This window comes from Neorhizobium galegae, assembly GCF_017877135.1.
Classification (GTDB): Bacteria; Pseudomonadota; Alphaproteobacteria; order Rhizobiales; family Rhizobiaceae; genus Neorhizobium; species Neorhizobium galegae_A.
Map to the genome: position 1 here is coordinate 168,221 of NZ_JAGIPH010000009.1, position 24,370 is coordinate 192,590.

At 62.3% G+C, this 24,370-nt stretch carries 20 protein-coding genes; 3 read left to right on the forward strand and 17 right to left on the reverse strand.

Annotated features, from left to right (window positions below):
- Positions 1-68: 68 nt before the first annotated feature.
- The 11 genes from addA to chvI all read right to left on the reverse strand — a co-directional run bounded on the left by addA (position 69) and on the right by chvI (position 17,258).
- On the reverse strand, positions 69-3,635 hold the full coding sequence (gene addA / locus J2858_RS21285) for a double-strand break repair helicase AddA (RefSeq protein WP_210106867.1): 3,567 nt from the start codon (positions 3,633-3,635) through the stop codon (positions 69-71).
- On the reverse strand, positions 3,628-6,837 hold the full coding sequence (gene addB / locus J2858_RS21290) for a double-strand break repair protein AddB (RefSeq protein ID WP_210106868.1): 3,210 nt from the start codon (positions 6,835-6,837) through the stop codon (positions 3,628-3,630). Before addB ends, addA begins: the two co-directional genes overlap by 8 nt.
- Entirely contained in the window at positions 6,834-7,571 is a 738-nt protein-coding gene (locus J2858_RS21295; RefSeq protein WP_210106869.1) for a nucleotidyltransferase family protein, read from the reverse strand. The genes addB and J2858_RS21295 overlap by 4 nt, the downstream gene beginning before the upstream one ends.
- Positions 7,572-7,578: 7 nt before the next feature.
- Positions 7,579-9,093 (reverse strand): tRNA (adenosine(37)-N6)-threonylcarbamoyltransferase complex ATPase subunit type 1 TsaE, encoded by a 1,515-nt coding sequence (gene tsaE / locus J2858_RS21300; protein ID WP_210106870.1) that lies wholly within the window; start codon positions 9,091-9,093, stop codon positions 7,579-7,581.
- The gene (locus J2858_RS21305) at positions 9,090-11,669 is read right to left on the reverse strand and encodes a sensor histidine kinase (RefSeq protein ID WP_210106871.1); all 2,580 of its coding nucleotides are present in this window, start codon (positions 11,667-11,669) and stop codon (positions 9,090-9,092) included. Before J2858_RS21305 ends, tsaE begins: the two co-directional genes overlap by 4 nt.
- A gap of 193 nt (positions 11,670-11,862) precedes the next feature.
- The gene (gene ahcY / locus J2858_RS21310) at positions 11,863-13,263 is read right to left on the reverse strand and encodes an adenosylhomocysteinase (protein ID WP_210106872.1); all 1,401 of its coding nucleotides are present in this window, start codon (positions 13,261-13,263) and stop codon (positions 11,863-11,865) included.
- Between the two features lie 144 nt (positions 13,264-13,407).
- Positions 13,408-13,683: an HPr family phosphocarrier protein gene (locus J2858_RS21315; protein ID WP_210106873.1), complete on the reverse strand. Its 276-nt coding sequence runs from the start codon at positions 13,681-13,683 to the stop codon at positions 13,408-13,410.
- Between the two features lie 8 nt (positions 13,684-13,691).
- Complete coding sequence (locus J2858_RS21320) at positions 13,692-14,093, reverse strand: PTS sugar transporter subunit IIA (RefSeq protein ID WP_210106874.1); 402 nt, start codon at positions 14,091-14,093, stop codon at positions 13,692-13,694.
- Between the two features lie 130 nt (positions 14,094-14,223).
- Entirely contained in the window at positions 14,224-14,688 is a 465-nt protein-coding gene (locus J2858_RS21325; RefSeq protein ID WP_210106875.1) for an HPr kinase/phosphorylase, read from the reverse strand.
- Positions 14,685-16,454 carry a sensor histidine kinase gene (locus J2858_RS21330; protein WP_348635515.1) on the reverse strand — a complete coding sequence of 590 codons (1,770 nt, stop codon included), beginning with the start codon at positions 16,452-16,454 and terminating at the stop codon, positions 14,685-14,687. Before J2858_RS21330 ends, J2858_RS21325 begins: the two co-directional genes overlap by 4 nt.
- 81 nt (positions 16,455-16,535) lie before the next feature.
- Positions 16,536-17,258 carry a two-component system response regulator ChvI gene (gene chvI, locus J2858_RS21335; protein ID WP_210106877.1) on the reverse strand — a complete coding sequence of 241 codons (723 nt, stop codon included), beginning with the start codon at positions 17,256-17,258 and terminating at the stop codon, positions 16,536-16,538.
- A gap of 327 nt (positions 17,259-17,585) precedes the next feature.
- On the opposite strand from chvI, the gene J2858_RS21340 reads away from it, so the two are divergent.
- The 3 genes from J2858_RS21340 to J2858_RS21350 all read left to right on the forward strand — a co-directional run bounded on the left by J2858_RS21340 (position 17,586) and on the right by J2858_RS21350 (position 20,349).
- Complete coding sequence (locus J2858_RS21340; RefSeq protein ID WP_210106878.1) at positions 17,586-19,196, forward strand: phosphoenolpyruvate carboxykinase; 1,611 nt, start codon at positions 17,586-17,588, stop codon at positions 19,194-19,196.
- Positions 19,197-19,291: 95 nt separating this feature from the next.
- Positions 19,292-19,726, forward strand: a complete 435-nt coding sequence (gene arfB, locus J2858_RS21345) for an alternative ribosome rescue aminoacyl-tRNA hydrolase ArfB (protein WP_210106879.1) — start codon at positions 19,292-19,294, stop codon at positions 19,724-19,726.
- Between the two features lie 11 nt (positions 19,727-19,737).
- On the forward strand, positions 19,738-20,349 hold the full coding sequence (locus tag J2858_RS21350) for an alpha-ketoglutarate-dependent dioxygenase AlkB family protein (RefSeq protein WP_210106880.1): 612 nt from the start codon (positions 19,738-19,740) through the stop codon (positions 20,347-20,349).
- Positions 20,350-20,380: 31 nt separating this feature from the next.
- Here J2858_RS21350 and coaA read toward each other — a convergent pair whose 3' ends face one another.
- From coaA to J2858_RS21380, 6 genes are read right to left on the reverse strand one after another with little or no spacing between them, the layout of a single operon-like run.
- Positions 20,381-21,376 (reverse strand): type I pantothenate kinase, encoded by a 996-nt coding sequence (coaA, locus tag J2858_RS21355; RefSeq protein ID WP_210106881.1) that lies wholly within the window; start codon positions 21,374-21,376, stop codon positions 20,381-20,383.
- Positions 21,373-21,696: a phosphoribosyl-ATP diphosphatase gene (locus J2858_RS21360; RefSeq protein WP_210106882.1), complete on the reverse strand. Its 324-nt coding sequence runs from the start codon at positions 21,694-21,696 to the stop codon at positions 21,373-21,375. The genes coaA and J2858_RS21360 overlap by 4 nt, the downstream gene beginning before the upstream one ends.
- A gap of 9 nt (positions 21,697-21,705) precedes the next feature.
- On the reverse strand, positions 21,706-22,494 hold the full coding sequence (hisF, locus tag J2858_RS21365) for an imidazole glycerol phosphate synthase subunit HisF (protein ID WP_210106883.1): 789 nt from the start codon (positions 22,492-22,494) through the stop codon (positions 21,706-21,708).
- The gene (hisA, locus tag J2858_RS21370; RefSeq protein WP_210106884.1) at positions 22,491-23,234 is read right to left on the reverse strand and encodes a 1-(5-phosphoribosyl)-5-[(5-phosphoribosylamino)methylideneamino]imidazole-4-carboxamide isomerase; all 744 of its coding nucleotides are present in this window, start codon (positions 23,232-23,234) and stop codon (positions 22,491-22,493) included. The genes hisF and hisA overlap by 4 nt, the downstream gene beginning before the upstream one ends.
- Position 23,235: 1 nt before the next feature.
- Positions 23,236-23,886, reverse strand: a complete 651-nt coding sequence (hisH, locus tag J2858_RS21375) for an imidazole glycerol phosphate synthase subunit HisH (protein WP_210106885.1) — start codon at positions 23,884-23,886, stop codon at positions 23,236-23,238.
- On the reverse strand, positions 23,886-24,368 hold the full coding sequence (locus J2858_RS21380) for a DUF2628 domain-containing protein (RefSeq protein WP_210106886.1): 483 nt from the start codon (positions 24,366-24,368) through the stop codon (positions 23,886-23,888). The genes hisH and J2858_RS21380 overlap by 1 nt, the downstream gene beginning before the upstream one ends.
- Between the last annotated feature and the right edge of the window lie 2 nt (positions 24,369-24,370).

The window sequence follows — 24,370 nt, forward strand, 5'->3', positions numbered from 1 at the left end:
CTCCTTCAACGATTTTCGTGTTGGCAAGAATGTGATGCGCCCGCGCGCCAAATTCAATGCTGCCTATCTCATTTTGTGGTGAGCTCGGCAAGGGAGCGGACCAGAAGCGCCGGTGGAAGTTGAATGACAGCGCCCGTTTCCGTGTAGACCAGCACGCAGGCAATCTCCCGATCCGGATAGAGCGGCTTCAGGATCTCCCGGTAGATGGCAAGCTGCGCCCGGTGGGCGAGCGGCACCTGCTCGGGTGATCTTGGGGCAAAGCGGTTCGTCTTATAGTCGAGAATGGTCACTGTGCCGTCGGACCCGACGCTTAGGCGGTCGACGCGGCCGGATACGGCGTGATTGCGGCCATTCAACTGCAGCGTACCCATGATCGAGACTTCCGGCTGGGCATGGGCCGTAAAGACGGATTGCAGGTCGGGGTGGCGCAGCACCCCCATGATGGCGGCTAGGAGCGCCTGCCTTTCGTGCTCCGGCCAGAAGCTTGCCGTGCGCGAAAGATAGCGGCGTGCCGCGTCTTCCTGCGCATTGAGAGGGAAGGTCGGCAACATCTGCAGCATGCGATGGGTCAGGCGACCTTTCTGCAGCGCGCGGCCTGCCGCTGCCTTTTCGCCAAACAGCGGCGAGACAAACGCGGCCTCGCCATCCTCCTCATCGATCATCACACCGGCGCCGGACGGGCTGAGCGGCCGGGGGAGGGGCTTGGACGGCGGCAGCTGGCGCGACAAGGCCTCGGGCAGGCTCTCCTCCCGTCTGTCGGCCATCGTCTCTTCGTGTCTGGCCAGCGGGCGAAGCGGGCCCACCGGTGCCCGCCACTGATGGCCTTCCCAGTCGCCGTCGGGGCCGGAAAAGCGTGCGGGCTTGCACCGATCGCCGTTGCTTGAGAGCGCGCGCGCCACCATGGCCTGCCAGCTTTCGTCGTTCTCCAGCTTGCCGCGATAGCCGCAGATGATCAGGCGGTCGGCAGCCCGTGTCATGCCGACATAGAGCAGGCGGCGATACTCTTCCTCGGCGGCGAGTTTGACCCGCTCGTCATCGGCGGATGTCAGCGCGTTCGAGAGGGTCTTGCCCGGCACCCACGCGGGCACATCGCGACCATCGATCTTCAGGAAGCGGAATTTCGGCACATGCGAGTGGATGAAGGCCTTCGAGCCACTATCGACCAGAAACACCACCGGCGCCTCCAGCCCCTTGGAGGCATGCACGGTCATGATGCGCACCTCGTCACGGCCGCTGTCCTGCTCGCGCTTGATGGTGGGCGATTCCAGCTCCAGGGTCGAAATGAAGCTCTGCAGGCCGGGCAGCGTCTTGTCCTCGTGGTCAAGCGCAAGGCTCAGGAACTCATCGAGAATATCCGCCGCCTCACTGCCAAGCCGGGCAAGGAAACGCTTGCGGCCGCTATCTGCCCCGAGAATCCGGGCAAAGAAGTCATGCACGCTGAAGCGCCCGGCCATCTCGACCATGCCGTTGAGGCGCGTCACGGTGGGCGCAAACCGGCTGTCGTCTTCCGCCGCCAGCGCCTGCATGTGTTGCCAGACGCTGGTGTTCTCGGGCCTCAGCGCCGCGAGGTGGAAAATATCGTCTTCCACGAGATCGAAGAGCGGGCTTTTCAGCACCGCGGCCAGCGACAGGTCATCGTGCGGCTGCAGCACGAAGCGGGCAAGCGCCATCAGATCCTGGACGGCGATATGATTGGTAAGCTTCAGGCGGTCGGCCCCGGCGACGGGGATTTCGCCACGCCGTTTCAGGGCGCGTGTCAGCGCATTGACGAAGGCGTCGCGCTTGCGCACCAGCACCAGGATATCGCCCGGGCGGATCGTGCGCTCATGGTCCTTCTCGATGATGGTCTGACGGCCAACCATCTCGCCGATCACGTGGGCCATGCGCGCCGCCAGAATAGCGGAAGGTGCCCGATCGGGCGTTGCGTCAAAGGGGGCTGTCCAGTCGTCCTCCATGTCCGAGACATCCGGCACGACGGTTTCCCAGAGATCCACGGCACCCGCATGGCCGATGCGATTTGACCGGTGAATGACCGGATCTCCGATGGCGCTCAAGCCCCTTGCATTGTCTTCGAGCGCAAATACCTGGTCGACGGCGCTCAGGACATCGGCGGTGGAGCGGAAGGAGAGGGGCAGCCGCACCGGATGGAAGGCCTGGCCGCTCAGGTCCACCCGTTTTTGGGTCTCGAAACGCTCCTGCGCAAACCGTTCGGGCCGCGCCCCCTGGAAAGAATAGATCGACTGCTTCTCGTCGCCGACGGCAAAGATGGTTCGCCGGGTTTCGCGCGCGCTCTGCCCGGAAAAGAAGTCTTCGGCCAGCGATTTGATCACCGCCCATTGCACCGGGCTCGTATCCTGCGCCTCGTCCACCAGAATGTGGTCGATGCCCTGATCAAGCTTGTAATGCACCCAGGCGCCGACCCCATCGCGTGTCAGAAGATCGGCGGTGCGGGCAATCAGGTCCTCGAAATCCAGAAGACTGCGGCGCCGCTTCAGTTCCTCGTAATCTTCGTTCAGCCGGTCGGCGAGCGTGAGCGCCGCACGCGTCGCCTCGAACATGCGCAGGGTGCGCAGTCGTTCGCGGGTATCGACCACATGCTGGCGTGCCGATGCCACGGCATCACCCAGCTGCGGTGCTGCCGTCAGCATGGCCTTTGCGATCAGCGAGCTGTCTGCCTTGGGTTTGCCGGCCTGCGTCAGGAACACCTGGTCGAGAAGTTTTGCCCGCGCAAGAGGATCCGCTTCGGCCACGGCCCGTTTCAGCATCAGGCCCGCATCACCCGCCTTTGCGCCGCCCTTTGTCTCGGCAAGCTCGAGATAAAGCCCTAGCAGCGGACCGGAAAGACCGGGAAGCGGCCAATAGGCCTCGACCAGCGTGGCTTCACTGTCATTCTTGCCGAGGTCAAACGCGTGGCGCAACAATGCGTCCGGGCCGCCATGCGCATCCGCTTCTGCGAGAAAGCGGCGGATCGCAGTGCGGTTCGCGATGATATCGGAGATGAGACCTTCGAGCCCCGTTTCATCCCCGAGATCGAGGACATGGGCAAAGGCTGCGGCGAGACCTGAATCGTCTTCCGCCGACGTTGCCGTCAACAGGGAACGGCGCGCTTCGGCGAGAAGCGCCGAGGCCGAGGCATCGTCCAGCACGGAAAAATGCCCGGCGACATTGGCTTCCAGCGGAAACTGGTGCAGCAGCGCCTCGCAGAAGGCATGGATGGTCTGGATCTTCAGGCCGCCCGGCGTCTCAAGCGCCTTGGCAAACAGGCGGCGAGCATTGGCGAGCTTGAAGGAATCCGGCTCATGACCCTCGATGCCGGCGATCCGTTCGGCCAGTTTCTCATCCGGCAGCACAGCCCATTCCGCCAGTCGCTGAAACACCCGGTTCGACATCTCCGATGCGGCTGCCTTGGTATAGGTGAGGCAGAGAATGGCCGAGGGGCGGCAGCCGGCAAGCAGAAGCCGGATCACCCGCTGGGTCAACACATGGGTTTTCCCCGAGCCGGCATTGGCCGAGACCCAGGCGGAACTGGCCGGATCGGAGGCAAGCGCCTGCTGGCGCGCCGTCCAGGTCAGCCACAGAGCCGGATCATCGCCCAACAGCGTGACGTCCGTCTGCTCATCTCGGCGTTCACTCATCGGCATCGCTTTCTTCGGCGTCGGCGGTGGACCATTCCGCCACGCGTGCCAGATGGTCGTATTCGCCGCCGAAATTGCTTTGCATGACGGGGATCAGCCGCGACGCAAAGCCGACATCGCCCTCGCGCAGACGGATGACAAAAGTGGTCAGTTGCGCAATCGAATCCTCAGCCAGGTCCAGCGCCGATTTCGGCTTGCTACGGGCGGTTTCGCGCCCGCCCTCGTTGTTGACGGTGTCGCACGTGAAACGTTCGCCGGGGCGAAGGCGCACATAAAGGAGATTGTCCGGTCTAACCGCACCGATACCCTTGAAGCCACCGGCCTGAAGTGCTGCGGCTTCAAGCGGCAATTGCGGATCAAGCAGCGCCCGGGCCTGCGCGACCGAGGGGCTAAGCCCGGTCTTGTAGTCGATGATATCGGCGGTGCCCGACCCCTTGATGTCGATGCGGTCGGCAATGCCGGTGAGCCTGATCCCCGCCTCCGGGATTTCATAGCCGGCGGGCAGTTCCGTATAGGTGCGGCGGATGTCGGGTGCGCGCTCAGCCTCCCAGCGCAGGAAGGCGCGGGCGACTTCGCGAAAACGCGGGCGCCACACCTGATCGATGTGGATCGGCAGCGCTTCGATGAGAAACTCCTCGTCGATCAGCCGGTTCATCATCTGAAGTGCTTCCGGCGAGCCCGGAACAGGGGCAACCCGCGTGTAGCGCTCGATGATGCGGTGATAGAGCGTGCCGCGCTCGGCAACCCCCGGATCCTCGTTGAACGGCGAAAGGGGATCAAGCTTCAGGATGCGGCGTGCATAGATCGAATAGGGGTCGCGGCGCAGCCGTCCGACTTCGCTGAAGGAATATTTCGTCGGCTGCAGTTCCGGCGGCGCCTTGGGTGCGGGCCGCCGCGCCAGCGGCTGGCGTTCGTCGGGACCGGCGCGGTCGAGAAGCTGCGCCCAGTTTCGATAGACATCGCCACGGGCGCGCAGATCTTTCGCCAGCGTCTCGCCGCAAAGCGCCAGAAGCCGCTGCAGCCAGCGCGAGGCAACGGTCGGAGCGCCGCCCTGGCGCAGCGCGCGCGTGTAGATCATGTGGCGTGTGCCGTTCGCCATCGCAAAGTCATGCGCCAGCTGGCCGATCCGCCGTTCCGGCGGCTCAAGCCCGATATCGGTCTTCATGGTGCGCGACAGGAAGGGGTTGTTGACCGACTGGCCGGGCCAGGAGCCTTCGTTCAAGCCGCCGAGAATGAGCGTATCCACTCGTTGCAGGCGCGCCTCGAGCGTGCCGAAGATGAAGATGCGCGGATGGCTGAGCGCCCGGGGCTTGACCGCCTCGCTGGTCAGAAGCGCTGCAATGATATCGATCCACTGCGGCCCGTCAGCCTCTATCTGGCCGTCCGTTTCGATGATCTCGGCAAGAAGTGCTGCAAGTCTCTCGCCGGCTTCGCCGGTCCAGAGTGCCCGAAGGTCACCTTCCGGGCCGGCGGCAATGGCCTCCAGAGCCCGTCCGGTCCGTTCCGCCCAATCGGAAAGCGGCAGGCGGGCGGTGAGGCTGCGGCCATCGGCGCGTCTGGCAACGAGGGCAGAGGCGAGCGGTTCGACCGCGACAGCGATGGTTTCGGCAAAAGCCTGGGCTTCCCCGGCAGCCTCCGGCGGCAGCGACAGCCGCCATTGCGGTGCATGTCGGTCGTCCGCCTGTTCGCGCAACCGCCGTTCGAGAAGCGGCGCAAGATTTGCGATATCGGGTTCGCCGAGGCCGCCGCGCAGGGCCAGAAGTTCCAGCGCTTCGCCAGCGCGTTTGCGCTGATCGGGGCCAAGACCGAAGGCCGCAAGCGGATGCTTCATGAGCGCGGTGATGGCCACGGGATCGCCCGGCCGCAGAATGGCTTCGAGCGTCAGCGCCAGAAGCGTGCCCTGCGGCGTGGCCGACAGCGGCGTGCCGGCGGTATCGTCGGCGGTGATGCCAAAGCGGGCAAGTTCGGCCGCAACGCGACGGGCAAGCGCGCGGTCCGGCGTGATAAGAGCCGCCTGTGATTCACCGCCATCGGCACCGGGCTTTTCCAGCGCCAGCCGCAGCGCAATCGCAATGGCTGCGGCCTCCTCGCGCTCATTGGCGGTTTCGATGAGGCTGATATCGGCAAAGGCTTCGCTGATTGCTGAAAGCGGGGTTTCCTGACGCCAATGGTTCCAGCGATCGGTAGCCTCGGCGGGTGCAAGCGCCTGTGAAAGAAGCCTTGCCCGAAGCGTCAGGTCATCCGGAGCGTGCCCAAGCGGCTCCACGTCGTCGCGACGGACATTGAGCTTTTGCAGAAGCCGATGGAGGCCGTATTGCGGATGACTGCGGCCTGAAGGGTCCGGGCGGGTGCCGGGCATCTGCTCGCCCAGCATCTGCCACTGGTCGTCCGGCATGAACAGATCGAGCCCCGGCAGAACAATGGCGCCGTTCGGCAGGTTAGCGATGGCGGCAATCAGATTGGCAGCGGCCGGAACCGAGCCGGTGGAGCCGGCGACGATCACCGGTCCGTCATGCTGGCGTTCGCCGATGCGGCGCGCCTCGCCATTCAGAATGGCTGCCTTGTGGCGGGCGGGGGAGGAGCGGCGCAGCTCTTCCAGCCGCGCGGGCCAGAAACTGCTGGCGATTTTCAAAAATTCCGCCGTCAGCTGCCACCAGAGCGAATGATCACCGGTATCCAGCCGCTCGAGATCCGACCAGTCGCGTTCTTCGGTTTCGATGGCGTCGATCAATTCGGCAAGCGCCCGGGCAAGCCAGATGGCATCTGCCGGACTTGCGGGCGCGACAAGCGGGGATTCCTGGTGAACGTCGAGAATGGCGCGGGGGAGGGCGTTGCGCCAGGCAAGGATCAGGCGGCCCAGCTCCAGCAGCCGGGCCGTGCTGGAGATCGGCATGGCCAGATCCATCTCCTCGGGCGCCACCAGATCGAAGAAGCCGGCATCGTCATCGGTTTCGCCCAAGGGCCGGATGAGCGGCAGGATGGCCGATCGGCCGCCCAGGAGATCGACGAATTCGGAGCGCAGCACGCGCGCGGCGCGGCGCGTCGGCACGTAGATGGTGACCTTGGAGAGAGACAGCGGGTCGTCCGGCGCATAGCGGAAGGAGGGAAGGAGCCGACCATCGCAAAGGCTTTCCGCCACCGTGCGCAGGAAGGGGACCGCCGCCGGCACCGTCAGGATGCGTTTTTGCCCGCGCGCGCTCATTCTCCGCCCGTTGGCGCTGCATTTTTCAGGAAGGCCTCGGCTTCCTCCAGCCCCTCCGGCGATCCGACCGTGATCCAGTCGCCGTGAAGATCTTTGCCGTAAAGGCGATTGCGGGCAATTGCCTTGTCGAAACAGAGGTTGAGGTTGAAGGCATCCTCGGGCGCATCGGCGAAGAAGGCGGTGTCGACGGCGAAGGCGCCGGCATAGACCACCGGATGGGTATCGCCCTCCCGGTAGCGCGTCAGGCTGCCTTGCACATCCTTATGAAAATCGCGCGTGCCGTTGTGGCCGATTGTCCGATCCATCGGCGCACAGAGCATCAGCATGTCCATCGTAGCCGGATCAAAGGCATTGACCAGACGGACGAGGTTGGACGCTTCATCGGCCGGTTCGTTGACCCAGAAGAGATCGGCATTCATCACCAGGACCGGCCCCGGCGGCAGAAGGGCCAAGCCCTTCACCAGTCCGCCGCCATTGTTCATCAGCCGCTGCCGTTCGTCGGAAACGAGGATATCGAGATCCTTGCGGGCAGCCAGATAGGCTTCCATCTGGTCGGCATGGTGATGGACGTTGATGGCGAGCCTTTTCACGCCGCACTCCACCAGAAGATCAAGCACGTAGTCCAGCATCGGGCGCCCGCCCACCGGCACAAGCGGTTTTGGCGTGAGGTCGGTCAAGGGACGAAGGCGGGTGCCGAGCCCTGCGGCCAACACCATGGCGTTCTCGATGATCATCCGGAACCTATGAGTGTCTGAAATCTATCCGAGCTTCTGCCATCCAATCGCGCAAGGGCGCAAGCACCGGATGTTGCAGGGCGGATGCGAGATAGGCAAGCGTGCGCGGCATGTGCTTCATGTATCCGGGCTTGCCATCGCGATCTTTCAGCCGCACCCAGAGGCCGGCAAGCTTGCAATTGCGTTGCGCCGCCATGATGGCGAAGGCTTCTCGAAAAGATTCTTCGTCAAATTTGCCGTGCTGGCGGCGAAGCGCAAGGTAATGCTGCAGAAGTTCGTCGCCAAGGGCTGGCGGAATGGTGACGCGCGCATCCTGCACCAGTGAGGCCACGTCATAGGCCGTCGGGCCGATCATGGCATCCTGGAAATCGATGAGGCCGACGCGCTGCAGGCCCTGCTCGGCCTCGCGCCAGATCAGGTTGGGCGAATGCATGTCGCGCAGCAGCAAGTGGTGTTCGCTGGTCTTGAGTTTTTCGATCAGGCCATCCCACACCGCACCATAGCTCAACCGTTCCGCCTCGCTGACGGTGCCGCCTTTGCGCTGCCACGGCAGATACCAGTCGAGGATCAGCCGTGTCTCGATCTTCATCGCGACGGGATCGAAATCCGGCACCCGGTGCGTATGGTCGGGCGTGACCGCAAGGTCCCGCTGCAGCGGGCTTTGATGGAGATGCGCAAGGCAGGCCACGCTCTCGCGGTAGCGCTGCGCAATGGGCGCACCGTCCGCATCCAGCACGCCATCAAATCCCAGATGCTCGATCAGCAGGAGACCGGCTGCATAATCGACCGCCAGGATTTGCGGCGCGGCAAGGCCGAGATGGCGCAGATATTCGGCAATTGCGACGAAGGGATAGGCGTCCTCGGCCAGATGCGCCACCTTCGGATAGGCCTTTCCATCCAGCACCGGCGGGCCTTCCGGACGAAGCGGCCAGTCCATCAGGATAATGAGCTTGCCGTCGCTGTCGGTAATCATTTCATAGGCGCGCAGCGACGCATCGCCGGTGAGGAAACGGCGGCGGGCCTCGCCATGGCCGTTGTCCCGCAGGAAGGCGCGGATGGCGAGCACGCGGCGGATGCGATCGAGCGCGGGCTTAGGCCCGTGGATTTCTGCCCGGCGGCTGTCGCCATCATGGACGAGGGTGAGGCGGATACGGCTTCCCGGCAGCTCCGCATCGGCCATTTCCGGCCATTCGACGAGGCAGATACCGTCGTTCAGCGCTTCATCGAAGCCGAGTTCGTCGAGTTCCGACCCGTCGGCCAGCCGGTAGAGATCGAAATGCGCGACAGGAATGCGCAGGTCATAGGCCTGCACCAGGGTGAAGGTCGGGCTTGGCACTTCCAGATCGTCATCGTCTGCCATGGCGCGCAGAAAGGCGCGCGCCAGCGTCGACTTGCCGGCGCCGAGATCGCCGGAGAGCGCCAGGCAATCGCCGGCCTTCAGCGCAAGAGCCAGGTCTTCCCCGAGACGGATCGTATCCGCCTCGCCTGAAAGCGCAAGCTGGAGAGGGGTTTCGTCGTTCATTCGGCGGCAATGGACCGGGCGTTGATGGCGCTCGGAATACGGCAGGTGACGGTTGTACCTTCGCCCGTGCGGCTGTCGATCTTCACGTCGCCATGATGCAGCGTCACGAAGCTTTCGACAATCGAAAGGCCAAGGCCCGCGCCGCTCTTCTTGCCACCCTTGCCGCTGGAGAAGCGGTCAAACACCGTCTTCAGCATGTCTTCGCTCATGCCGGGACCATGGTCGGCGACGGAGAAGAAGAAGTCGGACCCCTTGCGCCAGCTGCTCAGGGTGACCGTCGAGCCTTCCGGGGCAAAATTGGCAGCATTGGTGATCAGCTTGATCAGGATCTGCTTCAGCCGCTGCTGGTCTGCCACGATCGTGCCGAGGTTCTTGGCCGCGATGATTTCCAGCGTCACGGCATTTTCGTAAAGCCGGTCGGAGATCTGCATGGCCACGTCGTCCAACAGATCGTCGATGTCCATCTCGGTATAGTTCAGCTCCATGATACCGGCATCGACTGTTGCCAGATCGAGGATGTCGTTGACGATGGTCAGAAGAACCGCCGAGGAGGTGGAGATGTGGTCGACATACTCCGCCTGGCGCTCGTTGAGCGGCCCGATGCCCGGCGTCTTCAACAGGTCTGTGAAACCGATGATGTTGGTGAGCGGCGAGCGCAGTTCATAGGACACGTGCTGGACGAAATCATTCTTCAACTCGTCTGCCTTGCGCAGCGCTTCGTTCTTTTCCTTCAGCGCCCGCTCGGCGCGCGCACTGTCGGTCATGTTGACGAAGGTCAGCATGGTCTGGGCATTGGGCAGCGGAATGAGGGCGTAATCGAGCACGATGCCGGAGAACAGCTCGAACGTTCCCTGCAGCGAGGGGCGCTCGTCATCGAAATTGGTCAGCATCTGGCCAAACAGCCGCCAGCCGTCCGGCTTGTCATATTCCATGGCACAGGCCGCTTCGATCGCCTTGATATGGGTGTTTGGCTTGGTTTGCTCGTCGGTAATGCCCCAGATGGCGCGGAAGGCCGGGTTGGACAGGCGGATGCGTCCGTCCGGCCCGAAAACGGCAACGCCTTCGGCCAGATGGTCGATGGTTTCACCCTGCACCTTGACCAGCGTGTTGTAGCGGGTCTCCAGATCCACCTGCTCGGTGAGGTTCTCGAACACCCAGGTCACGCCGCCCTGCGGATGGGCGGTGGCGATCACCTGCAGCGTCTGCGCGTTGGGCAGGTGCCAGCGGTTTGTCTGGGTTTCGAGCGACCGGTAGACGGAGAGCACGCTTTCCTTCCAGTTGCGCCAGTTGAGCTGTTCAGGCAGCTTGTTCTGGCTGCGCAATCGGTCGAGCAGTTCATTGTGGTCCGGGCGGCTTTCGAGGAAGCCGAGATCGAGATCCCAAAGGCGGGCAAAGGCCTGGTTATAGAACTGCAGTCGCTGGTCGCGGTCGAATATGGCAACCGGCGTTGCAAGGTGATTGAGCGTCTCGGCATGGCTTTTCAGCGTGCGGCTGAGCTCGGCGCGGATCGCATCCGCTTCCGAGACGTCAATCGCCATGCCGGCGGATCCACCCTTGCCGACCACGTTCACCACGTCAAAGACGCTGCGATTGCCGCGCACCACGGTGGACACCCGCTCATGGAAGGGCGAGGTGGCGGTTGCCGTGGCGCGGATCTTTTCGCGCGCGATGGTGCCGAGAAATTCGCGGCCCTCCTCAAGAGCCTGCTCCGGGTTCGAGGCTTCCACAGCCTCGCCATAGGCATGATTGACCCAGGTGAGATTGCCGTCGTGATCGCGGTGCCACACCGGCTGCTCCAGCGCATCGAGAAGCGACTGGAACAGGCCCATGGAGGTGACAAGGCGCTCCCGCTCGATCTTCAACTCGGCAAGTTCGGCGCGAAGATTGTTCAGCGCAATGAAGCGGATGAAGGCCTTGCCGCCGGAGACGCGACCCTGCACTTCCAGAATTTCATCGCGCTGCGTCTCTACCACCATTTCGAAACTGCGGGCATGGCCGCGCAGCAATTCGATGGCGCGCTCAAGCTCTGCGGCCGAATGAGGCCGCATCCACTTGCCGAAGGCTAAGAATTCGCGGTCTTCCTGCGGTGCGCCGGTTTCCGCCGGCAGCTGGCCTAGGAATTCCGGGCGCGAAGGACCTGCTTCCCAGATGACGATCCGGCGGTTCTTGTCGGCAATCAGCGCCTCGTATTTCGAGATACGCTGGTTGGCCTCCGAGAGCGCGCTGCGCATGTCCTCGCTCTCGGCCTCGAGATTGCCGCGCTGGCGCACCAGCCAGATGGTGGAAAGAAGGGCAGCCGCAATCGCACCGATGGCCAGCGACGAAAAGATCACCTCGGAGGAGGTGAACAGCCGCGTGGCGCCATAGGCTGCGTCCTGTGCGAGAGCCGCCCCGGCAAAGCCGGACAGCGCCGTGCCCGCAAGGGCCGTCCGCACCAGAGGGTACAGCCGGTTCAAGCGAAAGCGCCCGGCTTTCGCCAGGCCCTCAGCCTTCAGAATCTGTGTGGATGCCGGTGCCTCGTCGCAACCAACATCCTTTGGAGCCCCCGCAAGAGGAGCTTTGAAATGTACCGCCATTCGGGTCTGTCTCCGTCCCATGTGCCGCATCGCCGACAAGACATCCCAGTCCGCGCGACACGAAACAGGCGCGCGAATCAAGTCTCACAACAATATCTGCTTCAGGAATCCGGGCAAAGGGTGGCGGCAAAAAAAGAAGCCGCGCATTTGTCAAGTGCGCGGCTACCATATCTTGTGGATATTTTAGTGAGAATTAGTACCTGTAGTGGTCTGCCTTGAACGGGCCCTGCTGGGAGACGCCGATATAGGCCGCCTGCTCGCTGGAGAGCTCGGTCAGCTTCACGCCGAGCTTTGCCAGATGCAGGCGCGCGACCTTCTCATCGAGATGCTTGGGCAGGATGTAGACGCCCGGCTTGTACTCGCCAGGCTTGGTGAACAGCTCGATCTGGCCGAGCACCTGGTTGGTAAACGAGGCCGACATGACGAACGACGGATGGCCGGTGGCGTTGCCGAGGTTCAGCAGGCGGCCTTCCGACAGGATGATCATGCGGTTGCCCTTCGGGAACTCGATCATGTCCACCTGCGGCTTGATGTTCGTCCACTTGAGGTTCTTCAGCGCGGCAACCTGGATCTCGTTGTCGAAGTGGCCGATATTGCCGACGATCGCCATGTCCTTCATCTCGCGCATATGCTCGATGCGGATGACGTCCTTGTTGCCGGTGGTGGTGATGAAGATATCGGCAGACGAGACGACGTCTTCGAGCTGCACCACTTCAAAACCGTCCATGGCGGCCTGCAGGGCGCAGATCGGATCGACTTCCGTCACCTTGACGCGGGCGCCAGCTCCGGCCAGCGAAGCGGCCGAACCCTTGCCCACGTCGCCGTAACCGCAGACGACGGCAACCTTGCCGGCCATCATCACGTCGGTGGCGCGACGGATGCCATCGACCAGCGATTCCTTGCAGCCGTACTTGTTGTCGAACTTCGACTTGGTGACGCTGTCGTTGACGTTGATGGCCGGGAAGGGCAGCAAGCCCTTCTTGGCAAGCTCATACAGGCGATGAACGCCTGTGGTGGTTTCTTCGGTAACGCCCTTGATCGCGTCGCGCTGCTTGGTGAACCAGCCCGGCGAAGCCTTCAGGCGCTTCTTGATCTGCGCGAACAGGATTTCTTCCTCTTCCGAGCCCGGAACAGACAGAACATCCTCGCCCGCTTCGGCGCGTGCGCCAAGCAGGATGTACATGGTGGCATCGCCGCCATCATCGAGGATCATGTTGGAGGTGCCGCCATCGGTCCACTGGAAGATGCGGTCGGTGTAATCCCAGTATTCGGTCAGGCTCTCGCCCTTGACGGCGAAAACCGGGATGCCGGCAGCCGCAATGGCAGCGGCGGCGTGATCCTGGGTGGAAAAAATGTTGCAGGAGGCCCAGCGCACGTCGGCGCCCAGAACCTTCAGCGTCTCGATCAGAACGGCGGTCTGGATCGTCATGTGCAGCGAGCCGGAAATGCGTGCGCCGGACAGAGGCTTGGATGTACCAAACTCCTCGCGGCAGGACATCAGGCCCGGCATTTCGGTTTCGGCAATGTCGAGTTCCTTGCGCCCGTAATCGGCAAGCGCGATGTCGGCGACGATGTAATCTTTCTCAATGCTCATGGTGGCTCTCCAGCTTTGCAGGGGCTACCGCTCATCGGCAAGCAGCAACACAGGTGCCGTCGCACAGGGCAACGACCTTGCCTGCCGTTTAGCAGGCTTCCCGAAAACTAGCAATAATGATATAAAGAAGTCTTTATATGATCGTTACATCTCTTCGCCAAATCGATCGGCGATGAGTTGCGTGAGCGCCTCAAGGGCTGCCTCGGCATCGGTGCCGGTGGCGCTCACTTCGATGGAACAGCCGGGGCTTGCGGCCAGCATCATCAGGCCCATGATGGAGGTGCCGCCGACGGTCATGCCGTCCTTGGAGACACTGACATCCGCGTCAAAACCCGTCACCATCTGCACGAATTTCGCCGAAGCGCGTGCGTGCAGGCCGCGTTTGTTGATGATCAGCAGTTCTCGGGTCAGGGCTTGCATCTGGGTGTTCATTTGCCGCTCAACACGCGGCTGGCAACGTTGATGTATTTGCGGCCAGCATCGGCTGCGTCAGCGAGAGCCTTTGCCATGTCGTTATCGGCGCGCACGCCGGCGAGCTTGATCAGCATCGGCAGGTTCACGCCCGCAATCACTTCGGTCTTGCCGCTGTTCATGACGGAGATCGACAGGTTGGAGGGCGTGCCGCCGAACATGTCGGTAAGGATGATGACGCCGTTGCCGCTATCGACCCCGCCAACCGCATCCACGATATCCTGTCGCCGCTGGTCCATATCGTCCTCTGGACCGATACAGACAGTCTCGATGTTTTTCTGAGGGCCCACGACATGCTCGAGGGCATGACGAAATTCCTCAGCCAGCTTGCCATGGGTGACAAGCACCAGTCCTATCATATTGAAATCACCCCCCAGTAGATGGATACGCGCGGTCGCTTTTTGCACTGCAACAGGACCAGTGGCGGTGGGAAGCCATCTTGTCCATGTAAAGTCGAAGTGCAAGCTAAAAATCGTCGAATGGCATGCATCAAAATGGATGCTCTCCTCGAAATTCCGGTCGAAGGGCGGCGATGACGGCCAGTGGATCGCGTGTGCCCTGCAGCAATCGGATCAACGGTAGGCTTCCCGCGGTTCCAAGATCAAGCCTTTCATCGTCGGGCGGCAGGCGTTGTGCTTTGTCCTCTTCCTCGACACGGACGGCAAGATGAAGGACAGCTTTGCCGATACTGGCGATGCTTGCAATGCCGCTGCCGCGGATCTCGATCAGGCCGGCAATGGAGGGCGGGCGTTGTGCAATCACTGCAGTGTCGCGAGCCTCGATGAAAACCTGATCGTCGGCAATAAGGGCTGCGAAGCACCCGGCGCGGCGCGCCTCTTTGAGACAGGCAAAGGCTAAGGTCGACTTGCCGATGCCGGAGGGACCGCAAAACACGATCCCCCGCGTTCCGAGCACGACGGCCGTGCCATGAAGGTTGATCCTGCCTTGGCTCACGCAGCCTCCCCGGCTGGAAGCGACAGGGTGAAGCGGGCTCCGGTCACGGATTTCCCATCGGAGAGATTTTCGGCTTTCAGCGTGCCGCCATGCGCTTCGGCAATCTGGCGGCTGATCGACAGGCCAAGGCCCGAATTCTGGCCAAAACTCTCGCCCTCCGGACGGTCGGTATAGAAGCGCTCAAAGATCCGGTCGATATCCTCGGCGCGGATGCCGGGGCCGTTATCGTCCACCTGCACCACGCAATTGTCGCGGTTCTTGAACAGCTTCACCGTAATGCGCCCCCCTTGGTCGGGCACGAAGGAACGGGCGTTTTCGATCAGGTTGGTGATGATCTGGCCAAGCCGCAGATCATGGCCGTGCACGCGGTAGCTGGTCTTGACGCCGGGCTTGTGATCCACCGAAAGCTCGATCTCGACCGGCTTGCGGCCGGTACGGATCTGGCGCGAGATCTCGACGAGATTGCTTGCCAGCATTTCCATGTCGACCGGTGCCGCATCGGAGCGGGCGAGTTCGGCATCCAGCCGCGACGCGTCGGAAATATCGGTGATCAACCGGTCGAGACGGCGCACGTCATGCAAAATGATGGCGGTGAGGCGCTGCTTGGAATCCTCGTTCTTCGCAAGCGGCAGAGTTTCTACCGCGCTGCGCAGCGAGGTGAGGGGGTTCTTCAGCTCGTGGCTCACATCGGCTGCAAAGCTTTCGATGGCGTCGATGCGGTCGTAGAGCGCGTTCGTCATGTCACGCAGGGCAATCGAAAGATTGCCGATTTCGTCCTGCCTTGCCGAAAAGTCTGGAATTTCCTCGCGCTGCTTGACCCCTCGGCGCACCCGGATGGCGGCGGCCGAAAGCCGGCGCAGCGGATTGGCGATGGTGGAGGAGAGCAAGAGCGACAGAAGAATGTTGACGAGGGTCGCCACGCCGAAGACGCGCATGATCGCCAGACGTTCCGCATGGACGATATTGTCGATGTCGCCCGCCTGGGTCGACAGCAGGAGCACGCCGAGCACTGCACGGAACCGCTGTACGGGAACCGCGACCGAAACGATGAGCTCGCCCTTGTCGGTCACACGCACCACGGCACCGCGTACGCCGGTCAGCGCATTCATCACCTCCGGATAGATCGAGCCGTCGCCGCCCGGTGCTTCCTTGTAGGCCGGTAGATTGCCCGGCTGCAGGATGCGGTTGATGATGCTGGCAAACCATTCATTCCAGGTGGTCGTCTCGTTTTCGACCGGCGGCAGGTCGTAGCGCAGCACTTGGCCGCGGGAATAGAGATGGCGCGAATCCAGCAGAAGATTGGCGTCTGCATCGAAAAGCCGGGCGCGCGTGCGGGTCGGCGAAATCAGCCGGCGCAGCACCGGCGCCACCCGCTCGGGATTGATTGGAAAGCCGAGATCCTCGTCATTCGGCACCGGCGTGATGCTCTGGCCGGCTTGCAGTTCCAGAAGCTTGCCGGGATCGATGGTGATCGAATTGGTATCGACCGAGGCGGAGGCCGAAATCGCGCCAGCAATGATTTCGCCCTGCGTCAGAAGACTTTCGACGCGGGCATCGATGAGGCCTTCGCGGAACTGGTTGAGATAGAGGATGCCCGCGACCAGAACCACGGTGGCTGCAATGTTGAAGAACAGGATGCGGCGCGTCAGGCTGGAAAACACCGCATTGCCGAATATCCGGCGAATGAGCGTGAAGGGATGCGACCATAGCCGCCGGGCGGGGCGGGAGGCTTTCACCTCCGTCCCGTCAGTCTCGGTGGAATGAATTGTCTGGTCGGCCACGCCATTCCCTTTCACGCGACCGCCGGCCGTCCGGGCGGTCGAAGTGCGTGCGCAATGTTTGCGGCGTCAGGCCGCTTCGCGGAACCTGTAGCCAACGCCGTAGAGCGTTTCGATCATATCGAAATCGCCGTCAACCATTTTGAACTTCTTGCGAAGGCGCTTGATGTGGCTGTCGATGGTGCGATCGTCCACATAGACCTGCTCGTCATAGGCGGCATCCATCAGGGCGTCGCGGCTTTTTACCACGCCCGGGCGCTGCGCCAGCGAATGCAGGATGAGGAATTCCGTCACCGTCAGCGTCACCGGCTCGCCCTTCCAGGTGCAGGTATGGCGCTCCTGGTCCATGGCAAGCTGTCCGCGCTCGAGCGTGCGGGCCGCCTGATCGGCAATGGCTTTTGGCGTGCCGGGCGCTGCCTGACCTTCACGGCTGGTGGCGCGGCGCAGGATCGCCTTGACGCGCTCGACGAGAAGACGCTGCGAAAACGGCTTGGTGATGAAATCGTCGGCACCCATTTTCAGGCCGAACAGCTCATCGATTTCCTCATCCTTGGAGGTGAGGAAAATTACCGGCATGTCCGATTTCTGGCGAAGCCGGCGCAGCAGCTCCATGCCATCCATGCGCGGCATCTTGATGTCGAAGATCGCCAGTTGCGGCGGGCGCGCAAGCAGTCCGTCGAGTGCAGACGCTCCGTCCGTATAGGTCTCGACGCGATATCCTTCCGCTTCCAGTGCAATGGACACTGACGTTAGAATATTGCGATCGTCGTCCACCAACGCGACTGTCTGCATTCTGTCTATCTCCGCCATTCTCAACGCATCTCCTGGATTGTGGCCCAGCCGGACGACTGCCCGGGTTTGCGTGTCTTGGGGATAAAGGTGGAACAAATTGTGGCAAAGATAAAGGGCCGTCTATTTTGGCGCGGCACTTGCGGGCCCGGAAGGCGGTGTCGGAATCGGGAGAATTGTTCTTCTCAAACCGATTTAAACAGAACGAAAAGTTTTTAAATCGATTAAATAATTGATTTTATTGGCCTAATTCCATTTTCTCTCTTGCTCTTTTAAAAATCGCTGGTTAGCGTTCCCTCATTACCAACGTCAGCTGAAGGGAAGCGCGACATGGAGGCACTCGGTGTTCACAATCCGTCGAATGGCATTGCAGCCATCGGTCTTGGCGGTGCGGCGCGCGTCAACTACAATCTGAACGAGAGCGAGCTGTATGAGGCGGCCCTGCGTGCAGGTGAGGCGGAGCTGACGATCGACGGCGCCCTGCGGGCCGTTACCGGCCAGCACACGGGCCGTTCGCCGAAGGACAAATTTGTCGTTCGCGATGAACACACCGATCCGAAAATCTGGTGGGACAACAACAAGCCGATGTCGCCGGAGCATTTCGAGATCCTGCGCCAGGACATGCTGGCGCATGCCGCCGGCCGCACACTCTATGTGCAGGACCTGATCGGCGGCGCCGATGCCGACAATGCACTGCCGACCCGCATGGTAACCGAACTTGCCTGGCATGCGCTGTTCATCCGCAACCTGCTGATTCGCCCGGATCGCGCGACGCTGACCTCCTTCCAGCAGAAGCTGACGATCATCAACCTGCCGAGCTTCCGTGCCGATCCGGCCCGCCACGGCTGCCGCACGGAAACGGTGATTGCCTGCGACCTGACGAACGGTCTGGTGCTGATCGGCGGCACGTCCTATGCCGGCGAGAACAAGAAATCGGTCTTCACGGTTCTCAACTATCTGCTGCCGGAAAAGGGCGTCATGCCCATGCACTGCTCGGCCAATGTCGGCCCGGACGGTGATTCGGCGGTGTTCTTCGGCCTGTCGGGCACCGGCAAGACGACGCTGTCTGCCGATCCGAACCGCACGCTGATCGGCGATGACGAGCATGGCTGGGGCGAAAACGGCATCTTCAACTTCGAAGGTGGCTGCTATGCCAAGGCGATCCGCCTGTCGGCCGAGGCCGAACCGGAAATCTATGCGGCCACGCGCCGTTTCGGCACCGTGCTCGAAAATGTCGTGATGGACGAAAACCGCGTGCCGGATTTCGACGATACCTCGCTCACGGAAAATACCCGCAGCGCCTATCCGCTGCACTTTATCCCGAACGCCTCGGCCACCGGTCTTGCGCCGCATCCGAAGACGATCATCATGCTGACGGCCGATGCGTTCGGCGTGATGCCGCCGATTGCCCGGCTGACACCGGAACAGGCCATGTACCACTTCCTTTCCGGCTACACCGCCAAGGTTGCCGGCACGGAAAAGGGCGTGACCGAACCGGAAGCGACCTTCTCGACCTGCTTTGGCGCTCCCTTCATGCCGCGCCACCCGACGGAATACGGCAATCTGCTGCGCGATCTGATTGCCAAGCATGAGGTTGATTGCTGGCTGGTCAACACCGGCTGGACCGGTGGCGCTTACGGCATTGGCCGGCGCATGCCGATCAAGGCGACGCGCGCGCTTCTGACGGCGGCGCTCACCGGCGAGTTGAAGAAGGTCGAGTTCCGCACCGACGAGAACTTTGGCTTTGCCGTTCCGGTTGCCGTTCCGGACGTCGATACCACCATCCTCGACCCGCGCTCCACCTGGGCCGATGGCGCCGCCTACGACGCCCAGGCGACCAAGCTCGTCAACATGTTCATTACGAACTTCACCAAGTTCGAGAACCACGTGGACAGCAAGGTGCGCGATGCAGCGCCGGGCGTGCTTGCCGCCGCCGAGTGAGGATTCACGTGGAACAATGAGCACCGCCGGTCCTTCAGGGGCCGGCGGTTTTCTTTTTGCGGGTTTTGTGAAATAGAGGGCGCCGGAGAAGAACCATGGCCAGCGATCCCCTTGTCATCAACAGCCGCATCACCATCGCCGGATGGGAGCTGACGGAACAGTTCGTTCTGGCGGGCGGCCCCGGCGGGCAGAACGTCAACAAGGTATCGACCGCCGTCCAGCTGTTCTTCAACCTGATGGGATCGCCGGCGCTCAGCGACCGGGTGAAGGCCAATGCGGCGCAGCTTGCCGGCCGGCGCCTGACCAAGGATGGCGTGCTGATCATCGAGGCCAACCGTTTTCGCAGCCAGGACCGCAACCGGGAAGACGCGCGCGAACGGCTGAAGGAACTGCTGCTCGACGCGGCCAAGCCGCCACCGCCGCCACGTCGCAAGACCAAGCCCACCAAGGGCTCGATTGAACGGCGGCTGAAGGAAAAATCCGGACGCTCGGAAGTCAAGAAGATGCGGGGTCGCCCCGGCGGCGATTGAGGGGGCACGGCATGGCAACGCTTCTCAATGGTATCCGGCACCTGCCGGAATTTCTTGATCGCGAGGCCCAGGTCCGGCTTGTCGAGACCGTTCGGGCCATCGTGGTGCAGGCCCCTCTTTATGTGCCCGTCCTGCCGCGGACGGGAAAACCCATGTCGGTACGCATGACCAATTGCGGATCCCTCGGCTGGGTCACAGACAAGGAACGCGGCTATCGCTACCAGCCGCATCATCCTGCAACGGGAGAAGCTTGGCCCGCCATTCCGGATGAACTTCTCGCGATCTGGGAGAGGCTTGCCGGCTATCCGAAGCCGCCGGAAGCCTGCCTCATCAATTTTTACGCGGATGATGCCCGCATGAGCCTGCACCAGGACCGTGACGAAGAGGCGTTGGATGCGCCCGTCCTGTCCCTGTCGCTCGGCAATACTTGCCTGTTTCGGGTCGGTGGGCTGGAGCGCACGGACAAGACCGGCTCTTTCCGGCTGCAAAGCGGCGACGCTGTCGTGCTGGGCGGGGAGGGGCGGCTGGCTTTTCACGGCGTCGACCGCATTTTTCCCGGCACCTCGACACTTCTGAAGAATGGCGGCCGCATCAATCTGACGCTGCGAAGGGTCAATCGATGACGATGGATTTTCATCGCCAGCGATAGATAGCCTACAGTTTACGCAGCGCCACCGTCTCGATGAAGTGGTTGCTGCCTTTGCGCAGGATGAGATCGGCCCGCGGGCGCGTCGGCAGGATGTTCTGGCGCAGATTCTTCAGGTTGATATTGCTCCAAAGCCCTTCAGCGATCGCGAGTGCCGCCGCCTCATCGATGGTCGCATAGCGGTTGAAGAAGGAATTGGGATCGCGGAATGCCGTTTCCCGCAGGCGCATGAAGCGCTCCACATACCAGTTGTGGATCTGGCCCTCGTCCGCGTCGATGTAGATCGAGAAATCGAAGAAATCCGAAACGATCGGCACGATGGTGCCATCGACGGGCAGCGTGCGCGATTGCAGCACGTTGATACCCTCGAAAATGAGGATATCCGGCCGGTCGACGATCGTATGCTCATCCGGCAGAACGTCATAGGTAAGGTGCGAATAGCGCGGCGCCATGACATTCGGCTTCCCGGCCTTGATGGCCGACAGAAAACGCAAGAGCGCGCCGATGTCGTAGCTTTCCGGAAACCCCTTGCGCTCCATCAGGTTTTCCCGGCGAAGGACCGCATTGGGGTAGAGAAACCCGTCGGTGGTGACGAGGTCGACCTTGGGACTTGAGGGCCAGCGCGCCAGAAGCTCCTTCAGGATACGGGCCGTGGTGGATTTGCCGACCGCAACCGAACCGGCAATGCCGATGACGAAGGGCGTCTTGACCTGGTCCGAAAGGCTTAAGAACCGGTTGCGCTGCTGGAACAGCAGTTGCGAGGCTTCCACATGGGCCGACAGAAGGCGCGACAGCGACAGATAGATGCGCCGCACCTCATCCAGATCGATCGGATCATCCAGCGAGCGCAGGCGCTTCACTTCGTCGGCTGTCAGGGTGAGCGGCGTATCGGCCCGAAAATGCGACCATTCCTCCGAGGTAAACAGGAAGAACGGTGAATAATTGCTGGCAGCAGACGGCTTTGGCGGAATATCGGGTTCAACGCTTTGGCTGGCGATCGTCATGGGGATTGTCGGCTCGCCTTTTCCTGAAGGCCCGACTGGGCCGTGCGGCGTTGAAGTTCGTCCAGCACATCCTGCAACGGAATACCGGCAATCTTCAATACGACCATCAGATGATAAAGCAGGTCCGCCGATTCGGCGGTCAGGTTCTGCCTATCGTTGAGGATGGCGGCGATCACGGTTTCCACCGCCTCTTCGCCCAGCTTCTTGGCGGCCTTTTCCTGGCCCGCGGACACAAGCTTTGCCGTCCAGGAGCTTTGCGGGTCGGCCTTGGCGCGCTCGGAGACAATCGCCTCCAGATCGGTGAGGGAAAACTGTGTCATCGTGTCTCCTCAGTCGAGCCGCATCGCAATGCCATGGTCAGCCATGTAGCGCTTGGCCTCACCGATGGAATAGGTGCCGAAGTGGAAGATGGAAGCGGCAAGCACCGCCGTCGCGTGACCTTCCTTCACGCCGGCCACCAGATCGTCCAGATTGCCGACGCCGCCGGAGGCAATCACCGGCACGCGCACCGCATCGGCAATCGCCCGCGTCAGCTCCAGATCGTAGCCGACCTTGGTGCCGTCACGGTCCATGGAGGTAACGAGCAATTCGCCGGCGCCGCGCTCCACCATGCGGACGGCAAATTCCACCGCATCGATACCCGTCGCGTTGCGTCCGCCATGGGTGTAGATTTCCCAGGCGCTCTGATTGTCCGAGCCGACGCCCTGGCTTCTGCGCCGCTTGGCATCGATCGAGACGACGATGCACTGGTTGCCGAATTTATCGGCGGCTTCCGCCACAAAATCCGGATTGTTGACGGCCGCCGAATTGATCGACACCTTGTCGGCCCCGGCAAGCAGCAGCTTTCGGATGTCAGAGACGGCGCGCACGCCACCGCCGACCGTCAGCGGCATGAAGCAGTGCTCCGCCGTCTCAGCCACCACCTCGAAGATGGTATCGCGATTGTCAGAGGATGCGGTGATGTCGAGGAAGCAAAGCTCGTCGGCGCCGGCCGCATCATAGGCCTTGGCCGCCTCCACCGGATCGCCGGCATCGATGAGGTCAACGAAATTGACGCCCTTCACCACGCGGCCGTCCTTCACGTCGAGGCAGGGGATAACGCGGGCTTTAAGGGTCATGCACGGCCTCCCTTGGCAGCACGAATAAGCGCCAGTGCTTCTGCTGGATCGATGCGGCCATCGTAGAGCGCGCGGCCGGAAATGGCGCCTTCGAGATTTTTCGCATCGGGTTCCAGCATGCGGCGGATGTCGTCGATGGAGGCAAGGCCACCGGAGGCAATCACCGGGATCGAGGTGCTGTTGGCAAGTTCCAGCGTGGATGCCCAGTTGATTCCGGCCAGAATGCCGTCGCGGTCGATATCGGTGTATATGATGGCTGCAACGCCGGCGCCCTCGAACTTTTGCGCCAGCTCCACGATGCCGAGTTCGGAGGCTTCCGCCCAGCCTTCCACCGCCACCTTGCCGCCCTTGGCATCGATGCCGACAGCAATCTGGCCGGGGAATTTTTTGCAGGCCTCGATGACCAGCGCCGGATCGCGCACGGCAACGGTGCCGAGAATGACGCGGGCCAGACCGCGCGAAAGCCAGGCCTCGATATGATCGAGTGTGCGGATACCGCCGCCGAGCTGAACCGGGTTTTTCGTCGCCTTCAAAATGGCATCGATGGCAAAGCCATTGCGGCTTTCGCCGGCAAAGGCGCCGTCGAGATCCACCACATGAAGCCACTCGAACCCCTGGTCTTCGAAGGCTTTCGCCTGGGCGGCGGGATCAGGATTGTAGACGGTCGCCTGGTCCATGTCGCCAAGCTTCAGGCGAACGCACTGGCCGTCTTTCAGGTCGATGGCGGGAAAGAGGATCATGTCAGGGCTTCCAGCGCAGGAAATTGGAGATGAGGGCAAGGCCGAGCGTCTGGCTCTTTTCCGGATGGAATTGCGCGCCCGCGGTATTTTCATGGGCGACAAACGCCGTCATCGGCCCGCCGTAATCGGTGGTCGCCACGATATCGTCAGGGTTTTCTGCCGCCAAGTGATAGGAATGCACGAAATAGGCATGCAAGCCGTCCGGGCCGGTCGGGATGCCCTCGAAGAGGGCGTGCGGGCGGTGAAGCGTCAGCGTGTTCCAGCCGATTTGCGGGATCTTGAGCGTCGGGTCGGACGGCGTCATTTCCTTGACGTCGCCGCGGATCCAGCCAAAACCTTTCGTCACGTCCTTTTCCAGACCCCGCGAGGACATCAGCTGCATGCCGACGCAGATGCCGAGAAAGGGACGGCCTTTTGTCTTGACCGTATCGAACAGGGCCTCTTCCATTCCCTCGACCGCGGAAAGGCCACGACGGCAATCGGCATAAGCGCCGACGCCGGGCAGAACGACGCGATCGGCTGCTGCCACGATGTCAGGGCTATCGGTCAGCTCGATTGTCGCATCAAGGCCAGCTTCCCGCGCGGCCCGCTCAAAGGCCTTGGTGGCGGAGCGAAGATTGCCCGATCCGTAGTCGATGATTGCAACGCGCATCAGCGTCCCTTCCCCATATCGAAAAGCCCAAGCGCCGGGCCGCCGTAAGCGGGGCCATCGTGGCGCGGGGAGATTTTGGTCCAGTGGGCTGCCGGAACCGCAAATTTTTCCGGCTCTGGCAGGCTGGCAAAAAACATCGCCTCGGCGGTGGCAAGGTCCGGCGCTAGCAGCACCGCTTCTTCGCGCCAGCCGCGCCGCATCAGGCTTTTCACCTGCAAATGGCGTGCCTCAAGCCCGATCAGAAGACCGAGCGCCAGGCTGGACAGCGTTCCCGCCCAGAAAAACCCCGGCTGGTCAGCAAGCCATCCGGCTAGCAGCTGTATCCCGAGGGCGGCAAAGCCGCTCCACCAGCAGCGGTGCAGCAAAAGCCAGGGGCTTGGAAACAGGAGTGCCAGCAGCGACATCCTGTCCGCGATGAAGCGCGTGGTGCGATGATCGCGCAGAGGACCGCCCGGTGGCGTCAGGATGATATAGCGTTTCAAAG

What these genes read in the sequence shown, in the direction of transcription:
- addA (WP_210106867.1), bottom strand. Translation starts at nt 3,635, where the DNA reads ATGAGTGAACGCCGAGATGAGCAGACGGACGTCACGCTGTTGGGCGAT.
- addB (WP_210106868.1), bottom strand. Translation starts at nt 6,837, where the DNA reads ATGAGCGCGCGCGGGCAAAAACGCATCCTGACGGTGCCGGCGGCGGTC.
- J2858_RS21295 (WP_210106869.1), bottom strand. Translation starts at nt 7,571, where the DNA reads ATGATCATCGAGAACGCCATGGTGTTGGCCGCAGGGCTCGGCACCCGC.
- tsaE (WP_210106870.1), bottom strand. Translation starts at nt 9,093, where the DNA reads ATGAACGACGAAACCCCTCTCCAGCTTGCGCTTTCAGGCGAGGCGGAT.
- J2858_RS21305 (WP_210106871.1), bottom strand. Translation starts at nt 11,669, where the DNA reads ATGGCGGTACATTTCAAAGCTCCTCTTGCGGGGGCTCCAAAGGATGTT.
- ahcY (WP_210106872.1), bottom strand. Translation starts at nt 13,263, where the DNA reads ATGAGCATTGAGAAAGATTACATCGTCGCCGACATCGCGCTTGCCGAT.
- J2858_RS21315 (WP_210106873.1), bottom strand. Translation starts at nt 13,683, where the DNA reads ATGCAAGCCCTGACCCGAGAACTGCTGATCATCAACAAACGCGGCCTG.
- J2858_RS21320 (WP_210106874.1), bottom strand. Translation starts at nt 14,093, where the DNA reads ATGATAGGACTGGTGCTTGTCACCCATGGCAAGCTGGCTGAGGAATTT.
- chvI (WP_210106877.1), bottom strand. Translation starts at nt 17,258, where the DNA reads ATGCAGACAGTCGCGTTGGTGGACGACGATCGCAATATTCTAACGTCA.
- J2858_RS21340 (WP_210106878.1), top strand. Translation starts at nt 17,586, where the DNA reads ATGGAGGCACTCGGTGTTCACAATCCGTCGAATGGCATTGCAGCCATC.
- arfB (WP_210106879.1), top strand. Translation starts at nt 19,292, where the DNA reads ATGGCCAGCGATCCCCTTGTCATCAACAGCCGCATCACCATCGCCGGA.
- J2858_RS21350 (WP_210106880.1), top strand. Translation starts at nt 19,738, where the DNA reads ATGGCAACGCTTCTCAATGGTATCCGGCACCTGCCGGAATTTCTTGAT.
- coaA (WP_210106881.1), bottom strand. Translation starts at nt 21,376, where the DNA reads ATGACGATCGCCAGCCAAAGCGTTGAACCCGATATTCCGCCAAAGCCG.
- J2858_RS21360 (WP_210106882.1), bottom strand. Translation starts at nt 21,696, where the DNA reads ATGACACAGTTTTCCCTCACCGATCTGGAGGCGATTGTCTCCGAGCGC.
- hisF (WP_210106883.1), bottom strand. Translation starts at nt 22,494, where the DNA reads ATGACCCTTAAAGCCCGCGTTATCCCCTGCCTCGACGTGAAGGACGGC.
- hisA (WP_210106884.1), bottom strand. Translation starts at nt 23,234, where the DNA reads ATGATCCTCTTTCCCGCCATCGACCTGAAAGACGGCCAGTGCGTTCGC.
- hisH (WP_210106885.1), bottom strand. Translation starts at nt 23,886, where the DNA reads ATGCGCGTTGCAATCATCGACTACGGATCGGGCAATCTTCGCTCCGCC.